Origin of the sequence: uncultured Sphingomonas sp. (genome assembly GCF_946477935.1) — a bacterium.
Taxonomy (GTDB): domain Bacteria; phylum Pseudomonadota; class Alphaproteobacteria; order Sphingomonadales; family Sphingomonadaceae; genus Sphingomonas.
The window spans coordinates 1-15,372 of the sequence record NZ_CAMLAC010000022.1 but is presented as its reverse complement, the minus strand read 5'-3'; the positions used below and the strand labels follow the sequence as shown (position 1 = coordinate 15,372).

Sequence of the window (15,372 nt, the reverse complement as noted above, 5' to 3'; positions counted from 1 at the left end):
GATGAAAGTGAACCGGGGAGCCCCTATGTATCGTCTGTCGATCGCTCTTGCTCTTAGCGTCTGTCTCATGCCGTGCTCGGCGTCGGCGCGCGTTGGCTCAACAACCGCGGTGGTTCTGCCGGACCGCACCGGCGCCATGATGAACGTGGTCTTCGAAAAGCCAGTGGCACGGCCGGGAGTGCGGCTGATGGAATTGACGCGCACCGCCAATGGCTGGCGTGGTCAGCTGACGTCCGACTGGTATGGCACCATGCCGATGACCAACATCGTGCGCAACGGACGCTCAGTCAGCTTTGACATTCGGAACATCAACGTGCGCGGCGTGCCGACCAGACGCTGGACTGCGACCGTGACGCCGCAGGGCGTTGTACTGACGGGTGGAATCTGGGATCAGGAGGTGCGCCAGATCGGACATGTCGCAACCGCTGCAGCGGCATCTGCGCTGGCACACCGCGAAGTGGCCTTGCCACCGCTCGGTACGATCGCGCCGGACGGTCTTGCTGCAACGCCACCGATGGGATGGAGCAGCTGGAACAAGTTCGCAGAGCACATCGACGACAAGACGATCCGCGCGATGGCCGATGCAATGGTGTCGAGCGGACTTCGCGATGCTGGCTATCGCTATGTCAACATCGATGATGGCTGGCAGGGTACGCGCGGGCCGGACGGCGAACTGCAACCCAACGACAAGTTTCCCGACATGAAGGCGTTGGCCGATTACGTCCATTCCAAGGGCCTGAAGCTCGGCATCTATAGCTCCCCGGGACTTAGAACCTGTGCCGGTTATGTCGGTAGTTATGGTCACGTCGAACAGGATGCCCGCACCTTCGCAAGGTGGGGCGTCGACTATCTAAAATACGACCTGTGTTCGGGCGAGTGGCAATATGCCGATGCCGATACCGTCCGGCGAACCTATTACCAGATGGGTGCGGCGCTGAAGGCGACCGGGCGGCCAATTGTCTATTCGCTTTGCGAATATGGTCGGTTCGACGTTGCGTCATGGGGTCGGTCGGTCGGCGGGCATCTCTGGCGCACGACAGGCGATATCACCGACGATTATACCTCGATGGGCGACATCGGTTTTGTCCGTAATCCCAAGTTTGGCCACGCCGGACCTGGCGGCTGGAACGATCCCGACATGCTCGAGATCGGCAACGGCGGGATGAACCAGGAAGAATACCGGACGCATATGACCCTATGGGCAATGTCGGCCGCGCCGCTTCTGATGGGCCAGGATCTACGTACGACCAGTTCAGAGGCACTCGCGCTGCTGTCAAATCGTGATGTCATTGCCATCGATCAGGATGCACGGGGGGTTCAGGGCAAGGCAGTACGTGTCGTCGGCCTGCAAGAGGTATGGGCCAAGCCGCTGGCGAATGGCCGTGTTGCGGTCGCTCTGTTCAACCGTGGACCAGATCCGGCACGGATGACACTGGAGCCGCAAGACGCCGGATTTGTCCGCCTTAAAGCTATTCGCGATTTGTGGCGAGGCCGCGTAATCGACCAGCAGGAGCGCACGTTCAATGTACCCCCACACGGCGCAGTGCTTGTTGAGGTTGCTGGTGACGTTTAATTCCAGCAACTTTAGTAGGCATACGCCGAATTAATACTACTAGAAGATATGTCGTAATGTATTTCTTCATTGTGCATGCTGGCGTCGCATATCAGGATAATTGTGTTATTTCATATAGGGAATTAATGCAGCTTCTGAGAAGGTAAAAATACCTAAATAAAGATAAAAACATTTAGCTTTAATTAGGTTGGCTAGAGTTCAGGAAAACTTCAAAAGTATCACCACGGCCGACCTTCGTCGTTCGTGCAAGCAGAGAGGCGACGACCACCCATTCCTGGTCGGTGCAGTCGCTTGCGTAACATCGCCCTCCTCGGTCATGCTCACGCCGAGCGGTTCCGGTCCACCCTCCACTGGCTTTCCACCCATGCTGCGCATGGCTGGAACCTTGGCCGGTTCCGCCCATGTGGTCCTCGTGGTCTTCGCAACCCCGATGAATCACAACTGATTGAAATCGCCCAACGCAATTTTCGATCGGGTTCTAAGACATCGGATATCCTATCCACGACCGGATCGGGATGTATCCGGTCACCATATGATCAGCGGCTCGATAGGGTGATCTTGCCACTACCGTCGTCCGCGTCGTTCTTGACGAGCAACGTCTTCGCCGTACGAGAGGTCGGCGCTATACTTTAGGTGGCGGGCAAGACCGAAATATCCCCGGCCAGACTTTGCCTACGACGTCATGGTTACGACATCTACCGAGTTGAAAGCAAAAGCAGATCAGCCTCCAATGGAGCGACTGCCACCGGCAGTGTAACCGATTGGCGCAGGGGGCGCGTCATGCTGTGCGTTGCAGGGGCTTGCGCGGGATCATCTGCCACAAGGGGGCCGGGTCATGGCGGTCGAGACTGACCGGCCGAGCTGGCTGGAGTCGCCGCCCAAGCGGCGCCTGCGCGTCTATGCGTTCGACCCGCGATCGTCGGTAACGCTGGAAACCGCGGTCTGTAACGATGCGGTGATCGGACTACCCTGGGAAACGCCGTGGGAGGATGCGCTGGGGCCGGGGCCGAGCAACGACTATATCGAAGTGGTCGATTATGATCCGGCCTGCGGACTGTTCTACGCGCCGGTGGACCTCAACCATCCCAATCTCCTTGCGCAGGACGGTCTGCCGCAGGCGGAAGGGCAGCCGCAATTCCACCAGCAGATGGTGTTCGCGGTCGCGATGAAGACGGTGCGCGCGTTCGAGCGTGCGCTGGGCCGCGGCGTGATCTGGGCCAGGCCCGGCGAGCCCGGTACCGGGGGCAGCTACGTCAAGCGGCTGCGCATCTACCCGCACGCGCTGCGCGAGGCGAACGCCTATTACAGCCCCGACAAGACCGCGCTGCTGTTCGGCTATTTCAAGCCCGACGATGCGGTCGGGCGCGAGTCCGAATGGGTCTTCACCTGCCTGTCGCACGACATCATTGCGCACGAAACCGCGCACGCCATCCTGCACGGGCTGCAACCGCGCACGATCGACGCCTCCAACCCCGACATGCTGGCTTTTCACGAGGGCTTTGCCGACATCGTCGCGCTGCTTCAGCATTTCACCATGAGCGAGGTGGTCGAGCAGCAGATCGCCGGCTCGGCAGGGTCGCTGCGCGCGCGCGGGCTGCTGTCCGGCATCGCCGCACAATTCGGCCATGCGACCGGCCGTGCCGGAGCGTTGCGCTACGCGCTGCAACAGATCGAGGAGGAGGCGCAGGGCACCGCGCCCGTCCGCACGCTGGAGGACACGACCGAGCCGCACGACCGCGGCCAGTTCCTGGTCGCCGCCATCTTCGATGCGTTCGCGACGATCTACGAACGGCGCACCGCCGACCTGTTCCGCCTTGCCGGCTACCGGGCGGACAGCGGCGATGCGCCCCCGATCGAACTGTCCCGCCGGCTGGCACGCGAGGCGGGGCAGACCGCCGATCAGGTGCTGCGCATGTGCGTGCGCGGGCTGGATTACCTGCCGCCGATCGACAACAGTTTCGGCGAATATCTGCGCGCGATCGTCACCGCCGATGCCGATCTCGTCCCCGACGATCCGCTGCGTTACCGCGTCGCCTTTGCCGATGCCTTCCGCAAGCGCGGCATCCCCGTGCCCGGCTGCATCTCCTATGCGCCGTCCAGCCTGATGTGGGCGGAACCCGATCTGACCGGGCTGACGCATCTGGCGACGGAAAACCGCGTCACCGGGCTGATGCAGGGTGCGCTGGCCACGCTGAAATTCGGCATCACCTTCGATGACAGCGACAGTGCCTATGGATCGTCCAAACCCGAAATGGTCGAGCGCCGCAACCTGCGCGAAGAGGCGATCGGCGTCATCGAGCACAATCAGCTTGCATTGTGGCAGTGGCTGAACGCCCTTCCCCTGTCCGGCAGGGCCAGGGAATGGGAACAGATTCTCGGCATCCGGATGGTGACGGACGACCATCCGACGATCGCGCTTTCCGGTACGACCGGCCGGCCGGCCTTTGCGGTGAACACCGCCCGCATCGCGCGGCGGCAGGGGCCGGACGGGCGGGAACTCCATCAGTTGATCGCGCATATCACGCAGCGCCGCCGCGGTTATTTCGACTCGGCGACGCAGGAAAAGGCGGAAGCTTCCGGCAGCGGGGCGCGCGCCGAGCCGCCCGTCCAGGATTTCTGGTTCCGGGGCGGCGCCACCGTGATCGTCGACCTGCGCGACGGACGTGTCCGGCGGATCATCCGCAAGCGGATCGACGACGATGTCCGGCTGGCGCGACAGCGCGCGTTTCACACCGGCGATCCGCTCGCCCTGGCGTTCGCCGGCCGTGGCCGCACCGGCGAGCCCTTCGCGCTGGTCCACCGGCAATGAGCGGACCCGGCATCACCGTCCGCATGTATCGCGGCCCGCAGGCGGACGCGGGCAAGGTCGAACGCGGGCTGCTCGGCGACTGTTTCCTGATCCGTATCGAGCAGGGCGAGGCGCGATCCTTCATCCTGATCGACTGCGGCGTGCTGACCGGCACGCCCGATGCGCGGGGCGTGATGCGCGCGGTCGCGCAGGATATCGCCGCAACCTGCGGCGGGCGCCTCGATCTGGTGATCGCGACGCACCAGCATGCCGATCATCTGTCGGGCTTCGCCCATGCCGCGGACCTGTTCTTCGGCGGTACGATCGCGATCGGCGAGGTCTGGCTGGCCTGGACGGAGGATCCCGACGACGATCAGGCGAACGAACTGCGCGCGCGCTTCGATCACGCGCGCGCCACGCTGGCCCGGCTCGCGGCACCCGACCCGCACAGCGCCTTTGCAGGCGCGCCGCAAACCGCGCTGGCCGGGCTCGATGCGTTCTTCGCCGTCGCGCCCGCGGGGTCCGGCGCGCGCATGACGACGGGCGCGATCATCGACCGGCTGCGCGAGGCGCCCGCAAAGGACAAGGTTCGCTATCTTGGCTCCGGCGCGGTGTTGCAGACCCCCGGCGCGATACCGCTCGGCGCGATCGTGCTCGGCCCGCCGCGCGACCGCCTGCTGTTCAAGGATCTGCCGACCAAGCGCGGGGACGAGACCTATGCCGCGCCGCCCGGATCGACGCAGGCGCTGGTCGAGGAGGCGCTCGACTCCACGGACACCGACCGCAGCGGCCACTCCCCCTTCGCCCCCGGTGAGCGGCGGCTCACCGAGGCGTCGGTGCGCGCCGTTGCCGACGATGCGGCGGCAGGGGCGGACGATGCGGCACGGCAATGGCTGCGCCGGCGCTATTATGACGACCTGCCCCCCGACCCGCCCAGCCGCGGCGGCGACGTGCCCGATCAGAAGCGCCGGCGGATCGACGGCGACTGGCTGGCCGCGGCGGGCGCGTTCGCGCTGAAGCTGGACAGCGACACCAACAATACCAGCCTGGTGATCGCCTTCGCGCTGCCCGATGGCGACTTCATGCTGTTCGCGGGCGATGCGCAGGTCGGCAATTGGGAATCCTGGCACAACCAGCCCTATGTCTTTGGCGGGCAGACGCTCAGCGCAACCGACATCCTGGCGCGCACGCGGCTCTACAAGGTCGGGCATCACGGCAGCCACAATGCGACGTTGAAGGCGAAGGGGCTGGTGCTGATGACGCACCCAGGGCTGGTCGCGATGGTCTCCACCGACGAGGCGTTCGCGCGCTTGCCGGCCCGCGGGTGGCAGATGCCCGCGGCGCGCACAAAACGCGCGCTGCTGGAGGCGACGCAGGGGCGACTGATCCGCGGCGATCGGCGCTGGCGCGACGATGACGATGTGCGCGCCTTCCCCGCCTCGGGCGACTTCCTCGGGCGGCTGGACGAGAGCGGCGATCTGTTCGTCGACTACCGCGTCTACGGCGACGCGGTCTCCAGCCCCAAGGCCACCGGCACAAAAGGCACGGGCAGAAAGGGAAGGCGCGCACCATGACGTTCGATCTGGAAAAGGCACGCGCGGCGATTGCCGCGGCACCGTTGCCGCCCAAGCCAGCGGTCGTGCTGGGCGCCGCCCCGGCCGTGGCCCCGGCGCTCGCGACCGGCGCGCCGCAGGCGCTGGTGGTCGGCTCCGACCTGGTCAGCTTCGACGCGCCGGTCGGTGCCGATCATCGCCAGGCGATCGCCGACGGCATGCTGCTCGCGCAGTTCATGGCCAATGCCCAGGTGCCGGGCGATGGCGACCCTATCGTCTGGTTCGACGCCTATACCGCCGCTCTCGCCACCTTCGGTTGGCGCGTCCAGGCGAATGACGGCACCACGCATGCCTTCAAGGGCGACGGGCTGGAGGTGCATCAGGCGATCATCGAGGTCGTGTCCGCCTTCCTGGTCGCGGCGCCCGCGGCGGTGGCGCTTGCCGTCACCACGCTGAACGCGCTCGGCTCGATGAACAAGGATTCGCCGCTCATCACGCTGTTCAACCGTGAAACGCAGCATGCGAGCGCGGGGCGTTTCCAGGTGGCGACGGTGCGTGACGATCCCGGTGGCGGGGCGGTGATCGAGGTGATGGCGTTCTCGCTGAAGGCGGACAGCCGGGTGACGCAGATCCTGTTCTTCAAACTGCACGCCGACCGCACCTCGCTTCGCACCCGGCGCGCCACCCTCGCGCTAGACGACGGCACGATGCGCGCGGTCGCGCCGCTGCTGCGCGCGCGCGTCGCGGTGTACCGCGCCGCCTTTATCGGCGCGATTCCGCTTCCCCCTGTCCCCGTTGATTGAGGCGATAGATCATGGCGAAATGCCCCTTTGCGCAGTGGCACCCGATCACCGGACCGTCCGGCAGGCACCTCGGCGGTCCTTACAAGATCGTCCATCACACCACCGAAGGGTCGAGCGCCGCGGGTGCCTTCGCCGCCTTCGCCAAGCATCGATCCGACCCGCATTTCACCGTCGACGGCACCACGGTGTACCAGCATATCGACACCGACGTCGCGGCACGCGCGCTGCGTCACGACGCCGGCACGCCCGAGACGAACCGCGACAGCGCGGTGCAGATCGAGGTGGTGGGCTTTGCCGGCGCACCCAAGCGGACCGCGACGCTGAAGAACGTCGCGCGCCTGTGTCGCTGGATCGAGGCGGCGCACGGCATACCCCAGCTCTGGCCGGCCGGTCTGCCCAAGCCTGCGATACGCGGGCGCGACCCCGGCGGGCACCGGCGCGACGCAGCCCTATGGGGCGATCAGGGTGGTCATTTCGGCCACAGCCAGGTTCCCGGCAATACCCATTGGGACCCGGCCTATAGCGCCGCCGAGGCGAATTACGTGCTTTACGCGACCTTCGACCCCGATGGCGCGCCGACCAATCGCGACGATCCCCGCGTCGCTCCCCTGCTTGCGCGCGCGGCGGTGCCCGCCACCGATTACGCACCCGAGGTGATGGACGATCACGACGCCGATGCCGGGGAACCGGATGCGGGCGAACCCCGATGAGCGAATCGCTCAACCCGCTCAACGACGAGGAGGGCGACGACCGGCTGGAGAATGGCGAGGCGCTGTGCCTGTCGGGTGGCGGCTACCGGGCGATGCTGTTCCATCTCGGGGTGCTGTGGCGGCTCGAACAGGCGGGGGTACTGGCGCGGGTGAAGCGGATATCGAGCGTATCGGGCGGGTCGATCACCGCCGCCCGCCTCGCGCTCGCCTGGGCCGATATCCGCCCGGGCACCACAGGCGCGCTCGACCGCTTCGTCGAACGCGTCGTCGCTCCCGTCCGCGCGCTCGCCGGCCGCACACTCGACGCGGACGCGATCGTCAGCGGCATCCTCCTACCCGGCACTATCGGGGACCGCATCGCCGCCGCCTACCGCAACGCGCTGTTCGGCGATGCCACACTCCAGGACCTGCCCAACACACCGCGCTTCGTCATCAACGCCACCAACGTACAGTCCGGCGCACTGTGGCGCTTCTCCAAACCCTATATGGGTGACTATCGCGTCGGCCGCGTCATGGATCCGGCGCTGTCGCTGGCGACCGCTGTTGCCGCCTCCTCCGCGTTTCCGCCCGTGCTGTCGCCCGTCGAAATCCACCTGTCCGCCGGTGCGATCGAGGCCGATTCGACGGCCGACCTTCAGCGTACGCCCTTCACCACCAGCGTCGTGCTGGCCGATGGCGGCGTTTATGACAATATGGGGCTGGAGACCGCGTGGAAGCGCTATCGCACGCTCTATATCAGCGACGCGGGCGCGCGGATGCGCGCGGAGGAGGAGCCCAAAAGGGACTGGCCCCGTCATGCCTATCGCGTGCTCGACCTGATCGACAATCAGGTGCGCGCGCTGCGCAAGCGTGCGGTGGTCGCTGCCTTTACCGCCGATCCCGCGACGCCCGGCGCCCGGCGGGGCGCCTATTGGGGGATCGGCACGCCGATCGATCGCTATGCCCGCCGTTCCGCCCGGCTGCCCTGCCCGGCCGAGGGGGTGCAACGACTGGCGACGGTGCCGACCCGGCTCAAGCGGCTCGACGATGCCGTGCAGGAGCGGCTGGTGAATTGGGGCTATGCCGTTTGCGACGCGGCACTGCGCACCCATGTCGATCCCGCTCTGCCCGAGCCGGACGGCTTTCCCTACCCGGCGACCGGAGTCTGACCGATGGCGACCGCGCCGAAGACCTGGGTCGAATGGGCCGATTTCTTTTCCAAGACGCTGATCGCTATCGCGGGCCTGTTGGTCAGCGTCGCCACGCTGGTGCTGACCCAGGCAGAGAAGGCGCGTGCAGCATCCGAACAGCGTCGTGCCGATGCGCAAAAGGTGCTGATCGACCAGCGCAATGCCGGCCTGGCCGAGCAGGCCGAGAAGCGCGCAAGGGAGATCAGCAATCGCGACAAGATCGAATTCTATCTGAGGCAGCTTCCGCCCGAGCTTCGCGCGCAGCTCAGCCTTCGCGTCGCGATCAACTATTGCAACGATCCGACCGATGCCGCTTTGCGCAATGCCGGCCTGTGCCGAAACGTGTCCACATTCGGCGACGCGCGCCTGGCCGCCACAGCCTCTACCGCGGCACAGACTGCGCAGGCGGCAGTGACGCAGCAGGATCCGAAGGCGTTTCTCAACTCGCCGGCCGCGGCCGCGCAGAATGCCGGCGTTGCCGCAGCAGAGGCCGCGCGCCCCGCCGCGTCGGGCCGCTGGTTCGCGGTGGTCGGCACGCTGCCGCAGAGCGCGCCTGGCGCGGTCGGCGCGCTTGCCCGGCAGTTGAACGCGCGGCTGGCCGGTGCGGGACTGCCGGCGAACGACGTGCATGTCTATCGCACGCGGATCAGCAACAGCTTTGCGCTTACCTCAGGCACCGACAAGTCCGAGGAGAATGCGCGGGCCCGCGCCCGGATGCTGCGTCGTGCCGGTTTTAGCGATGCCTTCGCACAACCCGATCGCGGCTGGACCCGGGCGGACGATCTGCGCTGACGTCGCGCGATCAGGCGACTTTCGCCGGCAGCGCGAACAGGTCCACGAACGTCTGTGCCGCGACGCGGTCGCCCGACACGGCGAGCAGACCCTCGCCGTCCAGCCCGGCCTTGCCATAGACCGTCCGGCGCATCGCCATCGTGTCGCCGGTCAGCGTGGCGTCGATATCGGCCGCCTCGCCACGCGTGATGACCAGCTCGCCATCACGCAGCCGCGCGACGAACGCATCGTCGGGAAAGCGCAGCGCGATGCTCAGCGTCCGCCCGGCCGCCTTGTCCGGATCGATCAGCGTGCGCAGCGAGATCATCGCCGAAGCGGTCGACATGAAGGCCAGCGGGTCGTGCCGCGGCGAGCGCGCCGCCCAGCGACCCATTTCACGGATCGCCCGCTCGGCCTCGCGCCCCCAGTCGCTGAGATCATAGGCTTGTACGCTGGCGGGCGGGAGCAGACGGCGCCGCAGGACGATGCCGGCCGCCTCCAGCCCCTCCAGCCGCTGTGTCAGTACGTTTGCGCTGATCCCCGGCAGGTTCGCGCGGATCTCGCCAAAGCGCCGCGGGCCGAACATCAGTTCGCGAATGATGAGCAGGGCCCAGCGTTCGCCGACGAATTCCAGTGCCAGCGCGGTGCCGCACGCATCGTCATACCAACGCTTGGTCACTTTTTCTAACTCCACAGTTGCTTTTAATAACTACAGGGTGCACAAAATACAAGGCGCGAGTCGCTTATCCGACGGGCATCAGCCTGCGGCACGACAGGAGAGCAGCCTTGAAACCGATCATCACTGCCTTTGACTGGGTGCCGCCCTTCGCACAGGGGCAGGTGCGCGATCTGCGCGTACGCTGGGCGCTCGAGGAAGTGGAACAGCCTTACGACGTCGTCTATCTGGCGCAGGGCGAGCAGAAGCACGCGGCGCACCGCGATCGCCAGCCATTCGGGCAGGTGCCGACCTATCAGCACGGCGACCTGACGCTGTTCGAATCCGGCGCGATCGTGATGCACATTGCCGAGGTGCATGGCGGCCTGCTGCCCGTCGATCGAGCCGGTCGCGCGCGGGCGATCGAATGGATGTTCGCCGCGCTCAACACGATCGAGCCGCCGATCACGGACCTGGCGATCGCGGGCATCTTCGAGGCGGACAAACCCTGGTCGAAACCGCGCATTCCTGCGATCCGGGCGCGCATCGGCGAGCGGTTGCGCGAACTGTCCGACCGGCTGGGCGCGCAGGCATGGCTGGACGGCGACATCTTCACTGCGGGCGATCTGCTGATGGCGGCAGTGTTGCGCAGCGTGGCGGGCGATGGATTGATTGAGGAACACGACAATCTGGCGGCCTATGTCCAGCGTGCCGAGGCGCGTCCCGCCTTTCGCCGCGCGCTGGACGCGCAGATGGCGGGCTTCACCGGCAAGGCGCCACCGACATTCGCCGCGTGGCTGGAGAAACAGCAGCAGCAACAGGAGCAGACGGCATGACCTATATCGAAGGTTTTCTGACGCCCGTACCGACCGCCAGCCGGGACGCCTACAGTGCTCATGCCGCCAGCGCCGCGCCGATCCTGCACGACATGGGCGTCGTGCGCATAGTCGAATGCTGGGGCGATGACGTGCCCCGCGGCAAGCTGAACGACATGTGGGGCGCGGTGAATGCGGCCGAGGACGAAACCGTGGTCTTTTCGTGGTTCGAATATCCCGACCGCGCGACGCGCAATGCCGCGGTCGAGAAGATGATGAACGACCCGCGCATGGAGGAAATGGGCCGCAGCATGCCGTTCGACGGCCGCCGCATGATCTGGGGCGGTTTTGCCAGCGTCAGCGATCAGGGCGACGCGAACGGAACGGGCTATGTCGACGGCGTGGTCATGCCCGTGCCCGCCGCCGATCACCAGGCCTTTGCCGAGTTCGCGCGGGGCGTTGCGTCGATGTTCACCGAAAACGGCGCCACGCGCGTGATGGATGCGCTGGGCGACGATGTGAAGGCGGGTAAACTCACCGATTTCCAACGCGCGGTGCGGCTGGAGGAGGGTGAGACGGTCGGCTATGGCTGGGTCGAATGGCCCGACAAGGCGACGCGCGACGCGGGCTGGGAACGGATCATGGCCGATCCAAGGATGCAGGAACGCGTCCCGCCCTTTGATGGCAAGCGGATGATCTTCGGCGGTTTCGTGCCGATCCTCGATGGCAAGGGCGAGGCATGACGGCCGATCGCGAGGGGTGACGCGGGACGTCGATGGCCCGCGGCCATGCCAACCCCTGCGATACTTCTTGCGATACGGCGCGTCAGGCCGGCAGCGGGGCATCGGGATGCAATATGCCCTGCGCGCGCAGATCCTGGCGACGACCGCGATCAGTTTGTGGCGCCGGTCGCCCGGTATGGGTGTCCGTACACGCCGGTCGCGTTCGACAGCGCCACGTCCCCGGCCCTTCGCTGGGAGATGGCTGCCCGCGCGCTGGAGCTTCACCTGGGATTGGACGGCGTGCGCCTTGGCAGCCGGACGAGATGGCCGCGATTCCGCGCCGGCCGCAAGGAGCTGCCGGCTGGCGTGCTGGCGCTCGCGCCCGATGGGCTGGCGCTGGTCACCCGGTTTAATCGCCGGCGCGAATGGGACCATCGCTGGAAGCCCGGCATGGGGCTCACGCCCGACTGAGCGCGCGATTGGCGGGACGGGTGGGGCAGCCGGGAACGGACACCGCCCTCGACCCACTATCGCAGACGGCGCGAGCCCGACCGCGGTTCGCAAATAGTTCTGTTGCGATCCGGCGTCTTGGCCCTGCTGGATCAGGGCGACGAGGTCCCGGATCTTGGCGAACAGCTCGTCGAACGCGACGACGACCACGCCGTGGAGACCGTAGCGGAACAGGTCGAAGCTTCGCCGCTGCCGTTCGTCGGGACGCTCGCGTTCGAGGTTGCCGATGGTCACCAGCACGCCGGGGTTGAAGACCCTGAACAGTGGGGAGTCCAGGTCGTTCGCCAGCGCATAATAATTCTTGAGGAGCGCGTCGCGATACCCGAACGCCTGCATGACGCTGCCCGACAATTGCGCACTGAGCATGAAGACGTCGCGATAGGCCCCGCTGACCAGCTTTGCCTCAGGTGTCTTTATCTCGACGAGCGTCGCGTTCGATGTCGACCGGGTCGTGTAGATGAAATCGACGATGTTGCCGTGCGGGTTGTCGGGAGACTTGCCGCCGACATAACATTTGCTCACCGGCGGCGCCCCCGAGGCGGTGCCGCGCATGATCGACCTGGCGGCGATTACCGCGATCGCCCGGGCTTACGAACAGGGCAAGGAGATTTCGGCGGCGGACATGCAGGCGCTCGCCGGGGCCGGTGGCTCGGGCGGGGCGCGGCCAAAGGCCAATGTGATCGATGGCGATACGCTTTGGCTGGCGAAGTTCACCTCGGTCCACGACCAGCAACCTGTAGCGCGCGTCGAGACCGCGACGCTTCGCCTTGCCGGGGCCTGCGGCATCCGCACGCCTGAGGTGCGGCTGGAGCTTGCCGACACCCAACACCCCGTCGCTCTCGTGCAACGGTTCGATCGGCGGGGACCGGCAGGTATCCCCTATATCTCGGCGCGGACCGCGCTCGGCCGCAGGGGGACCGAACTCGGCGCCTATACCGAGATCGTCGATTTCATGCACACGGCCGCTGCGACCCCAAGGCCGATTTCCGTGAGCTCTACCTGCGGCTCGTCTTCACCATCCTCGTCTCAAACAAGGACGACCATTTCAAGAACCACGGCTTCCTCTATGTCGGCGGGAGACGCTGGCGCTTGTCCCCGATGTTCGACGTGAACCCGGCGCCCGATCGTAATCCGCATCTCGAGACGGCGATCCTGGAAAGCGGCGTGCATGACCGCTCGATCAGGCTGGCGCTCGAAGCGTGCGAGTTCTCCGATATTCTGGATGCCGAAGCGCGGCAGGTGATCCGGCAGACGGCGGAGCGGGTCTCGGCCGGATGGCGCGCCCGCCGCCTCATGTCGATCCCTGGCATCGGTCCGATCGGGGCAACGGCGTTAGCCGCGTCGGTGACCGATGCGCGCCATTTCCGCTCGGGGCGGGAGTTCGCCGCCTGGTTAGGCCTGACGCCGCGGCAGCATTCGAGTGGCGGCAAAGAGAGGCTTGGGCGGATCTCCAAAATGGGCGACAAGTATCTGCGTACGCTACTCGTCGTCGGCATGACGTCGCTGATCAAAGGCGTGAAGCGAAAGCCGGAGGTTGCCGATCCACGGCTCGTGGCTTTGCTCGCGCGCAAGCCTGGACGGGTGGCCACCGTCGCGATGGCGAACCACACCGCTCGGGTAGCCTGGGCCATCATGGCGCGAGGCGAAACATACCGGGCCGGGCACCAGCCCCAAGCTGGCGGCTTGATGATTTAGCTGGCTCAAAACAATGGAGATCAGCTTCACGAGGTTGTGAGAGCGATGCGATGTGATGGCGAACCGGTCAGACCGGGAGCCGGGACAACCCAGCGGACGTTCAAGGCGTCATAGCCTGTTGAATGAATTGGGACCCAGCTCGCGGAACCCATCAGGGCCAGCAGTTCTTCACCAACTGCACAAACAGGCCGAACAGAGAACTGCACCAGACCATACGTCAGATGGTCAAATTACCCTTGCAACGCGGGAGCCATCCACAGAGAACGTTTGCTTCTGGCGAACGGGGCGCGGAGGTTATCGCTGGGTCGTTCCGCCCGGTTTCGCAATACGGGTATGAGGTGAGCTCGGTTGATCGATCTTTGGCTCGCCGGATGCAGTCCATCGCACTCGACTCAAATATGGGGCTCGCCGTGCCGTACAGCCCATCTTCGCTTCGGGATTTCCGTGAAACACAATCCACTGTTCACGTCCGTCTGGTGAGCGGAAGAAACCGTTGTGACCGGTGGCGAAGATGCCATTTCCACTCGACAGTACTGGTGCTGGCGATTTCGTCCAGGCCGTCGGTGACAACAGGTTCGATCCGTCAGCACGAAGTAACCCGAGTGCATAGTTGTCGGACCAGCATGCGCCTGCGGAGTAGGTAAGAAACACCTGCCCATCGGGCCCTGCCAGAAACTCGGGGCCTTCCATGATCTGACGTCCACCCTGATCTTCAAAAGGCTGATCGGCCTTGGCGATTACGACTTCGCTGCCTGCGATCGTCCAGGGATCGGATAGCCGAGCGAGGGCGATCCCGCTGATCGCATCAAGATATGGTGAGTAGGCAAAGTACAGCGTTCCACGATGTTCGAACACCGTGCCATCAATGCCTGCTCGTGCGGTGTTCACGCGGCCTCGGTCGACCCATTTTCCTTGAAACGGATCAATCGATTCGTTTTCGAGTACGAAGACGCCGCGATGCGCGTCATCTTTGAAATCGGAAGCTGTCGCCGAGTAATATAGATACCATTTCCTGTTGAGCCGATGGAGTTCGGGAGCCCAGATCGAATGCGCGTTTGGGCCATGTGCCGGTGGCGTCCATACCGTGCGGTACTCTGCATGTTTGAGATCCGTGATGTCACGTGTCCGCCACAGGCCTATTCGGTCACCCAGCGTGTGAGTGTAGTAATAAACGCCGCCTTCCTGCGTTACCCATGGATCGGGTCCGGACGACAGAAGTGGATTGGTAAAAGTCGCGACCTCTTTTCGGTCTGGCGTAGAGAGACTACCCGCCGCCGCACACGCGCCAAGCACCACCGAGATTCCCGCAACGAGAGGCGCAAACTTATACATGGATTTCATGTTCGTCGTGTCCGCCTGCTCGTCCGTGCTACGTCAACGATCATGCATGGGGGAGGCGCCGTCAAACCAAATGCACCGGCTGTTCGGGCGAGCCTGGTAGGGCAGGGGCATGCCCCGCCCGCGCAAACCAGCCTCTCCGTTCCGTCACTTCAACTCATCGCCCGAAGCGATCCGGCTGGTGGTGCTGATGTACGTGCGCTTCCCGCTCAGCCTGCGGCTGTGGTGGAACAGGTTCGGTCCGCTGTTTGCCAGCGACATCCGCCGCCA

At 65.4% G+C, this 15,372-nt stretch carries 13 protein-coding genes and 3 pseudogenes; 13 read left to right on the top strand and 3 right to left on the bottom strand.

What is annotated here, in order from left to right; translation table 11 throughout:
- Positions 1-25: 25 nt before the first annotated feature.
- From Q0U08_RS04305 to Q0U08_RS04275, 7 genes are all read left to right on the top strand, one after another.
- Positions 26-1,573, top strand: a complete 1,548-nt coding sequence (locus Q0U08_RS04305) for a glycoside hydrolase family 27 protein (protein WP_298089958.1) — start codon at positions 26-28, stop codon at positions 1,571-1,573.
- A gap of 835 nt (positions 1,574-2,408) precedes the next feature.
- Positions 2,409-4,382, top strand: a complete 1,974-nt coding sequence (locus Q0U08_RS04300; RefSeq protein ID WP_298089957.1) for a hypothetical protein — start codon at positions 2,409-2,411, stop codon at positions 4,380-4,382.
- A complete protein-coding gene (locus tag Q0U08_RS04295) occupies positions 4,379-5,935 on the top strand; it encodes an MBL fold metallo-hydrolase (protein WP_298089955.1) in 1,557 nt (518 codons plus the stop codon). The genes Q0U08_RS04300 and Q0U08_RS04295 overlap by 4 nt, the downstream gene beginning before the upstream one ends.
- Complete coding sequence (locus Q0U08_RS04290) at positions 5,932-6,717, top strand: hypothetical protein (RefSeq protein ID WP_298089954.1); 786 nt, start codon at positions 5,932-5,934, stop codon at positions 6,715-6,717. Before Q0U08_RS04295 ends, Q0U08_RS04290 begins: the two co-directional genes overlap by 4 nt.
- 11 nt (positions 6,718-6,728) lie before the next feature.
- Positions 6,729-7,427 carry an N-acetylmuramoyl-L-alanine amidase gene (locus Q0U08_RS04285; protein WP_298089953.1) on the top strand — a complete coding sequence of 233 codons (699 nt, stop codon included), beginning with the start codon at positions 6,729-6,731 and terminating at the stop codon, positions 7,425-7,427.
- Positions 7,424-8,575 (top strand): patatin-like phospholipase family protein, encoded by a 1,152-nt coding sequence (locus Q0U08_RS04280; RefSeq protein ID WP_298089951.1) that lies wholly within the window; start codon positions 7,424-7,426, stop codon positions 8,573-8,575. The genes Q0U08_RS04285 and Q0U08_RS04280 overlap by 4 nt, the downstream gene beginning before the upstream one ends.
- A 3-nt stretch (positions 8,576-8,578) precedes the next feature.
- The gene (locus tag Q0U08_RS04275; protein ID WP_298089950.1) at positions 8,579-9,388 is read left to right on the top strand and encodes a hypothetical protein; all 810 of its coding nucleotides are present in this window, start codon (positions 8,579-8,581) and stop codon (positions 9,386-9,388) included.
- 10 nt (positions 9,389-9,398) lie between these two features.
- Here the strand turns inward: Q0U08_RS04275 and Q0U08_RS04270 are convergent, their stop codons facing one another.
- Positions 9,399-10,046 carry a helix-turn-helix domain-containing protein gene (locus Q0U08_RS04270; RefSeq protein WP_298089948.1) on the bottom strand — a complete coding sequence of 216 codons (648 nt, stop codon included), beginning with the start codon at positions 10,044-10,046 and terminating at the stop codon, positions 9,399-9,401.
- Positions 10,047-10,153: 107 nt separating this feature from the next.
- Between Q0U08_RS04270 and Q0U08_RS04265 the strand changes: the two genes are divergently transcribed.
- The 4 genes and pseudogenes from Q0U08_RS04265 (at position 10,154) to Q0U08_RS04250 (ending at position 12,030) form a co-directional block, all read left to right on the top strand.
- Positions 10,154-10,858, top strand: a complete 705-nt coding sequence (locus Q0U08_RS04265) for a glutathione S-transferase family protein (protein ID WP_298089947.1) — start codon at positions 10,154-10,156, stop codon at positions 10,856-10,858.
- A pseudogene (locus Q0U08_RS04260) lies at positions 10,855-11,187 on the top strand (DUF1428 domain-containing protein); the annotation flags it as partial. The gene Q0U08_RS04265 and the pseudogene Q0U08_RS04260, both read left to right, overlap by 4 nt.
- A complete protein-coding gene (locus Q0U08_RS04255; protein ID WP_298089968.1) occupies positions 11,170-11,580 on the top strand; it encodes a DUF1428 domain-containing protein in 411 nt (136 codons plus the stop codon). The pseudogene Q0U08_RS04260 and the gene Q0U08_RS04255, both read left to right, overlap by 18 nt.
- Before the next feature lie 237 nt (positions 11,581-11,817).
- Complete coding sequence (locus Q0U08_RS04250; protein WP_298089945.1) at positions 11,818-12,030, top strand: hypothetical protein; 213 nt, start codon at positions 11,818-11,820, stop codon at positions 12,028-12,030.
- A 174-nt stretch (positions 12,031-12,204) separates the two neighbouring features.
- On the opposite strand, the pseudogene Q0U08_RS19850 reads toward Q0U08_RS04250, so the two are convergent.
- Positions 12,205-12,621: pseudogene (locus tag Q0U08_RS19850) on the bottom strand (Shedu anti-phage system protein SduA domain-containing protein); the annotation flags it as partial.
- On the opposite strand from Q0U08_RS19850, the pseudogene Q0U08_RS04245 reads away from it, so the two are divergent.
- Both Q0U08_RS04245 and Q0U08_RS04240 read left to right on the top strand, forming a co-directional pair.
- A pseudogene (locus Q0U08_RS04245) lies at positions 12,620-13,287 on the top strand (type II toxin-antitoxin system HipA family toxin); the annotation flags it as partial. The pseudogenes Q0U08_RS19850 and Q0U08_RS04245 overlap by 2 nt on opposite strands.
- A gap of 21 nt (positions 13,288-13,308) precedes the next feature.
- On the top strand, positions 13,309-13,764 hold the full coding sequence (locus Q0U08_RS04240; RefSeq protein ID WP_298089966.1) for a transposase: 456 nt from the start codon (positions 13,309-13,311) through the stop codon (positions 13,762-13,764).
- A gap of 294 nt (positions 13,765-14,058) precedes the next feature.
- Here Q0U08_RS04240 and Q0U08_RS04235 read toward each other — a convergent pair whose 3' ends face one another.
- Complete coding sequence (locus tag Q0U08_RS04235; protein WP_298089943.1) at positions 14,059-15,105, bottom strand: glycoside hydrolase family 43 protein; 1,047 nt, start codon at positions 15,103-15,105, stop codon at positions 14,059-14,061.
- Positions 15,106-15,372: the final 267 nt, after the last annotated feature.

Bases quoted from the DNA above. Each gene is read 5' to 3' on its own strand.
- Q0U08_RS04305 (WP_298089958.1), top strand. From the start codon at position 26: ATGTATCGTCTGTCGATCGCTCTTGCTCTTAGCGTCTGTCTCATGCCG.
- Q0U08_RS04300 (WP_298089957.1), top strand. From the start codon at position 2,409: ATGGCGGTCGAGACTGACCGGCCGAGCTGGCTGGAGTCGCCGCCCAAG.
- Q0U08_RS04295 (WP_298089955.1), top strand. From the start codon at position 4,379: ATGAGCGGACCCGGCATCACCGTCCGCATGTATCGCGGCCCGCAGGCG.
- Q0U08_RS04290 (WP_298089954.1), top strand. From the start codon at position 5,932: ATGACGTTCGATCTGGAAAAGGCACGCGCGGCGATTGCCGCGGCACCG.
- Q0U08_RS04285 (WP_298089953.1), top strand. From the start codon at position 6,729: ATGGCGAAATGCCCCTTTGCGCAGTGGCACCCGATCACCGGACCGTCC.
- Q0U08_RS04280 (WP_298089951.1), top strand. From the start codon at position 7,424: ATGAGCGAATCGCTCAACCCGCTCAACGACGAGGAGGGCGACGACCGG.
- Q0U08_RS04275 (WP_298089950.1), top strand. From the start codon at position 8,579: ATGGCGACCGCGCCGAAGACCTGGGTCGAATGGGCCGATTTCTTTTCC.
- Q0U08_RS04255 (WP_298089968.1), top strand. From the start codon at position 11,170: ATGATCTGGGGCGGTTTTGCCAGCGTCAGCGATCAGGGCGACGCGAAC.
- Q0U08_RS04250 (WP_298089945.1), top strand. From the start codon at position 11,818: ATGGCTGCCCGCGCGCTGGAGCTTCACCTGGGATTGGACGGCGTGCGC.
- Q0U08_RS04235 (WP_298089943.1), bottom strand. From the start codon at position 15,105: ATGAAATCCATGTATAAGTTTGCGCCTCTCGTTGCGGGAATCTCGGTG.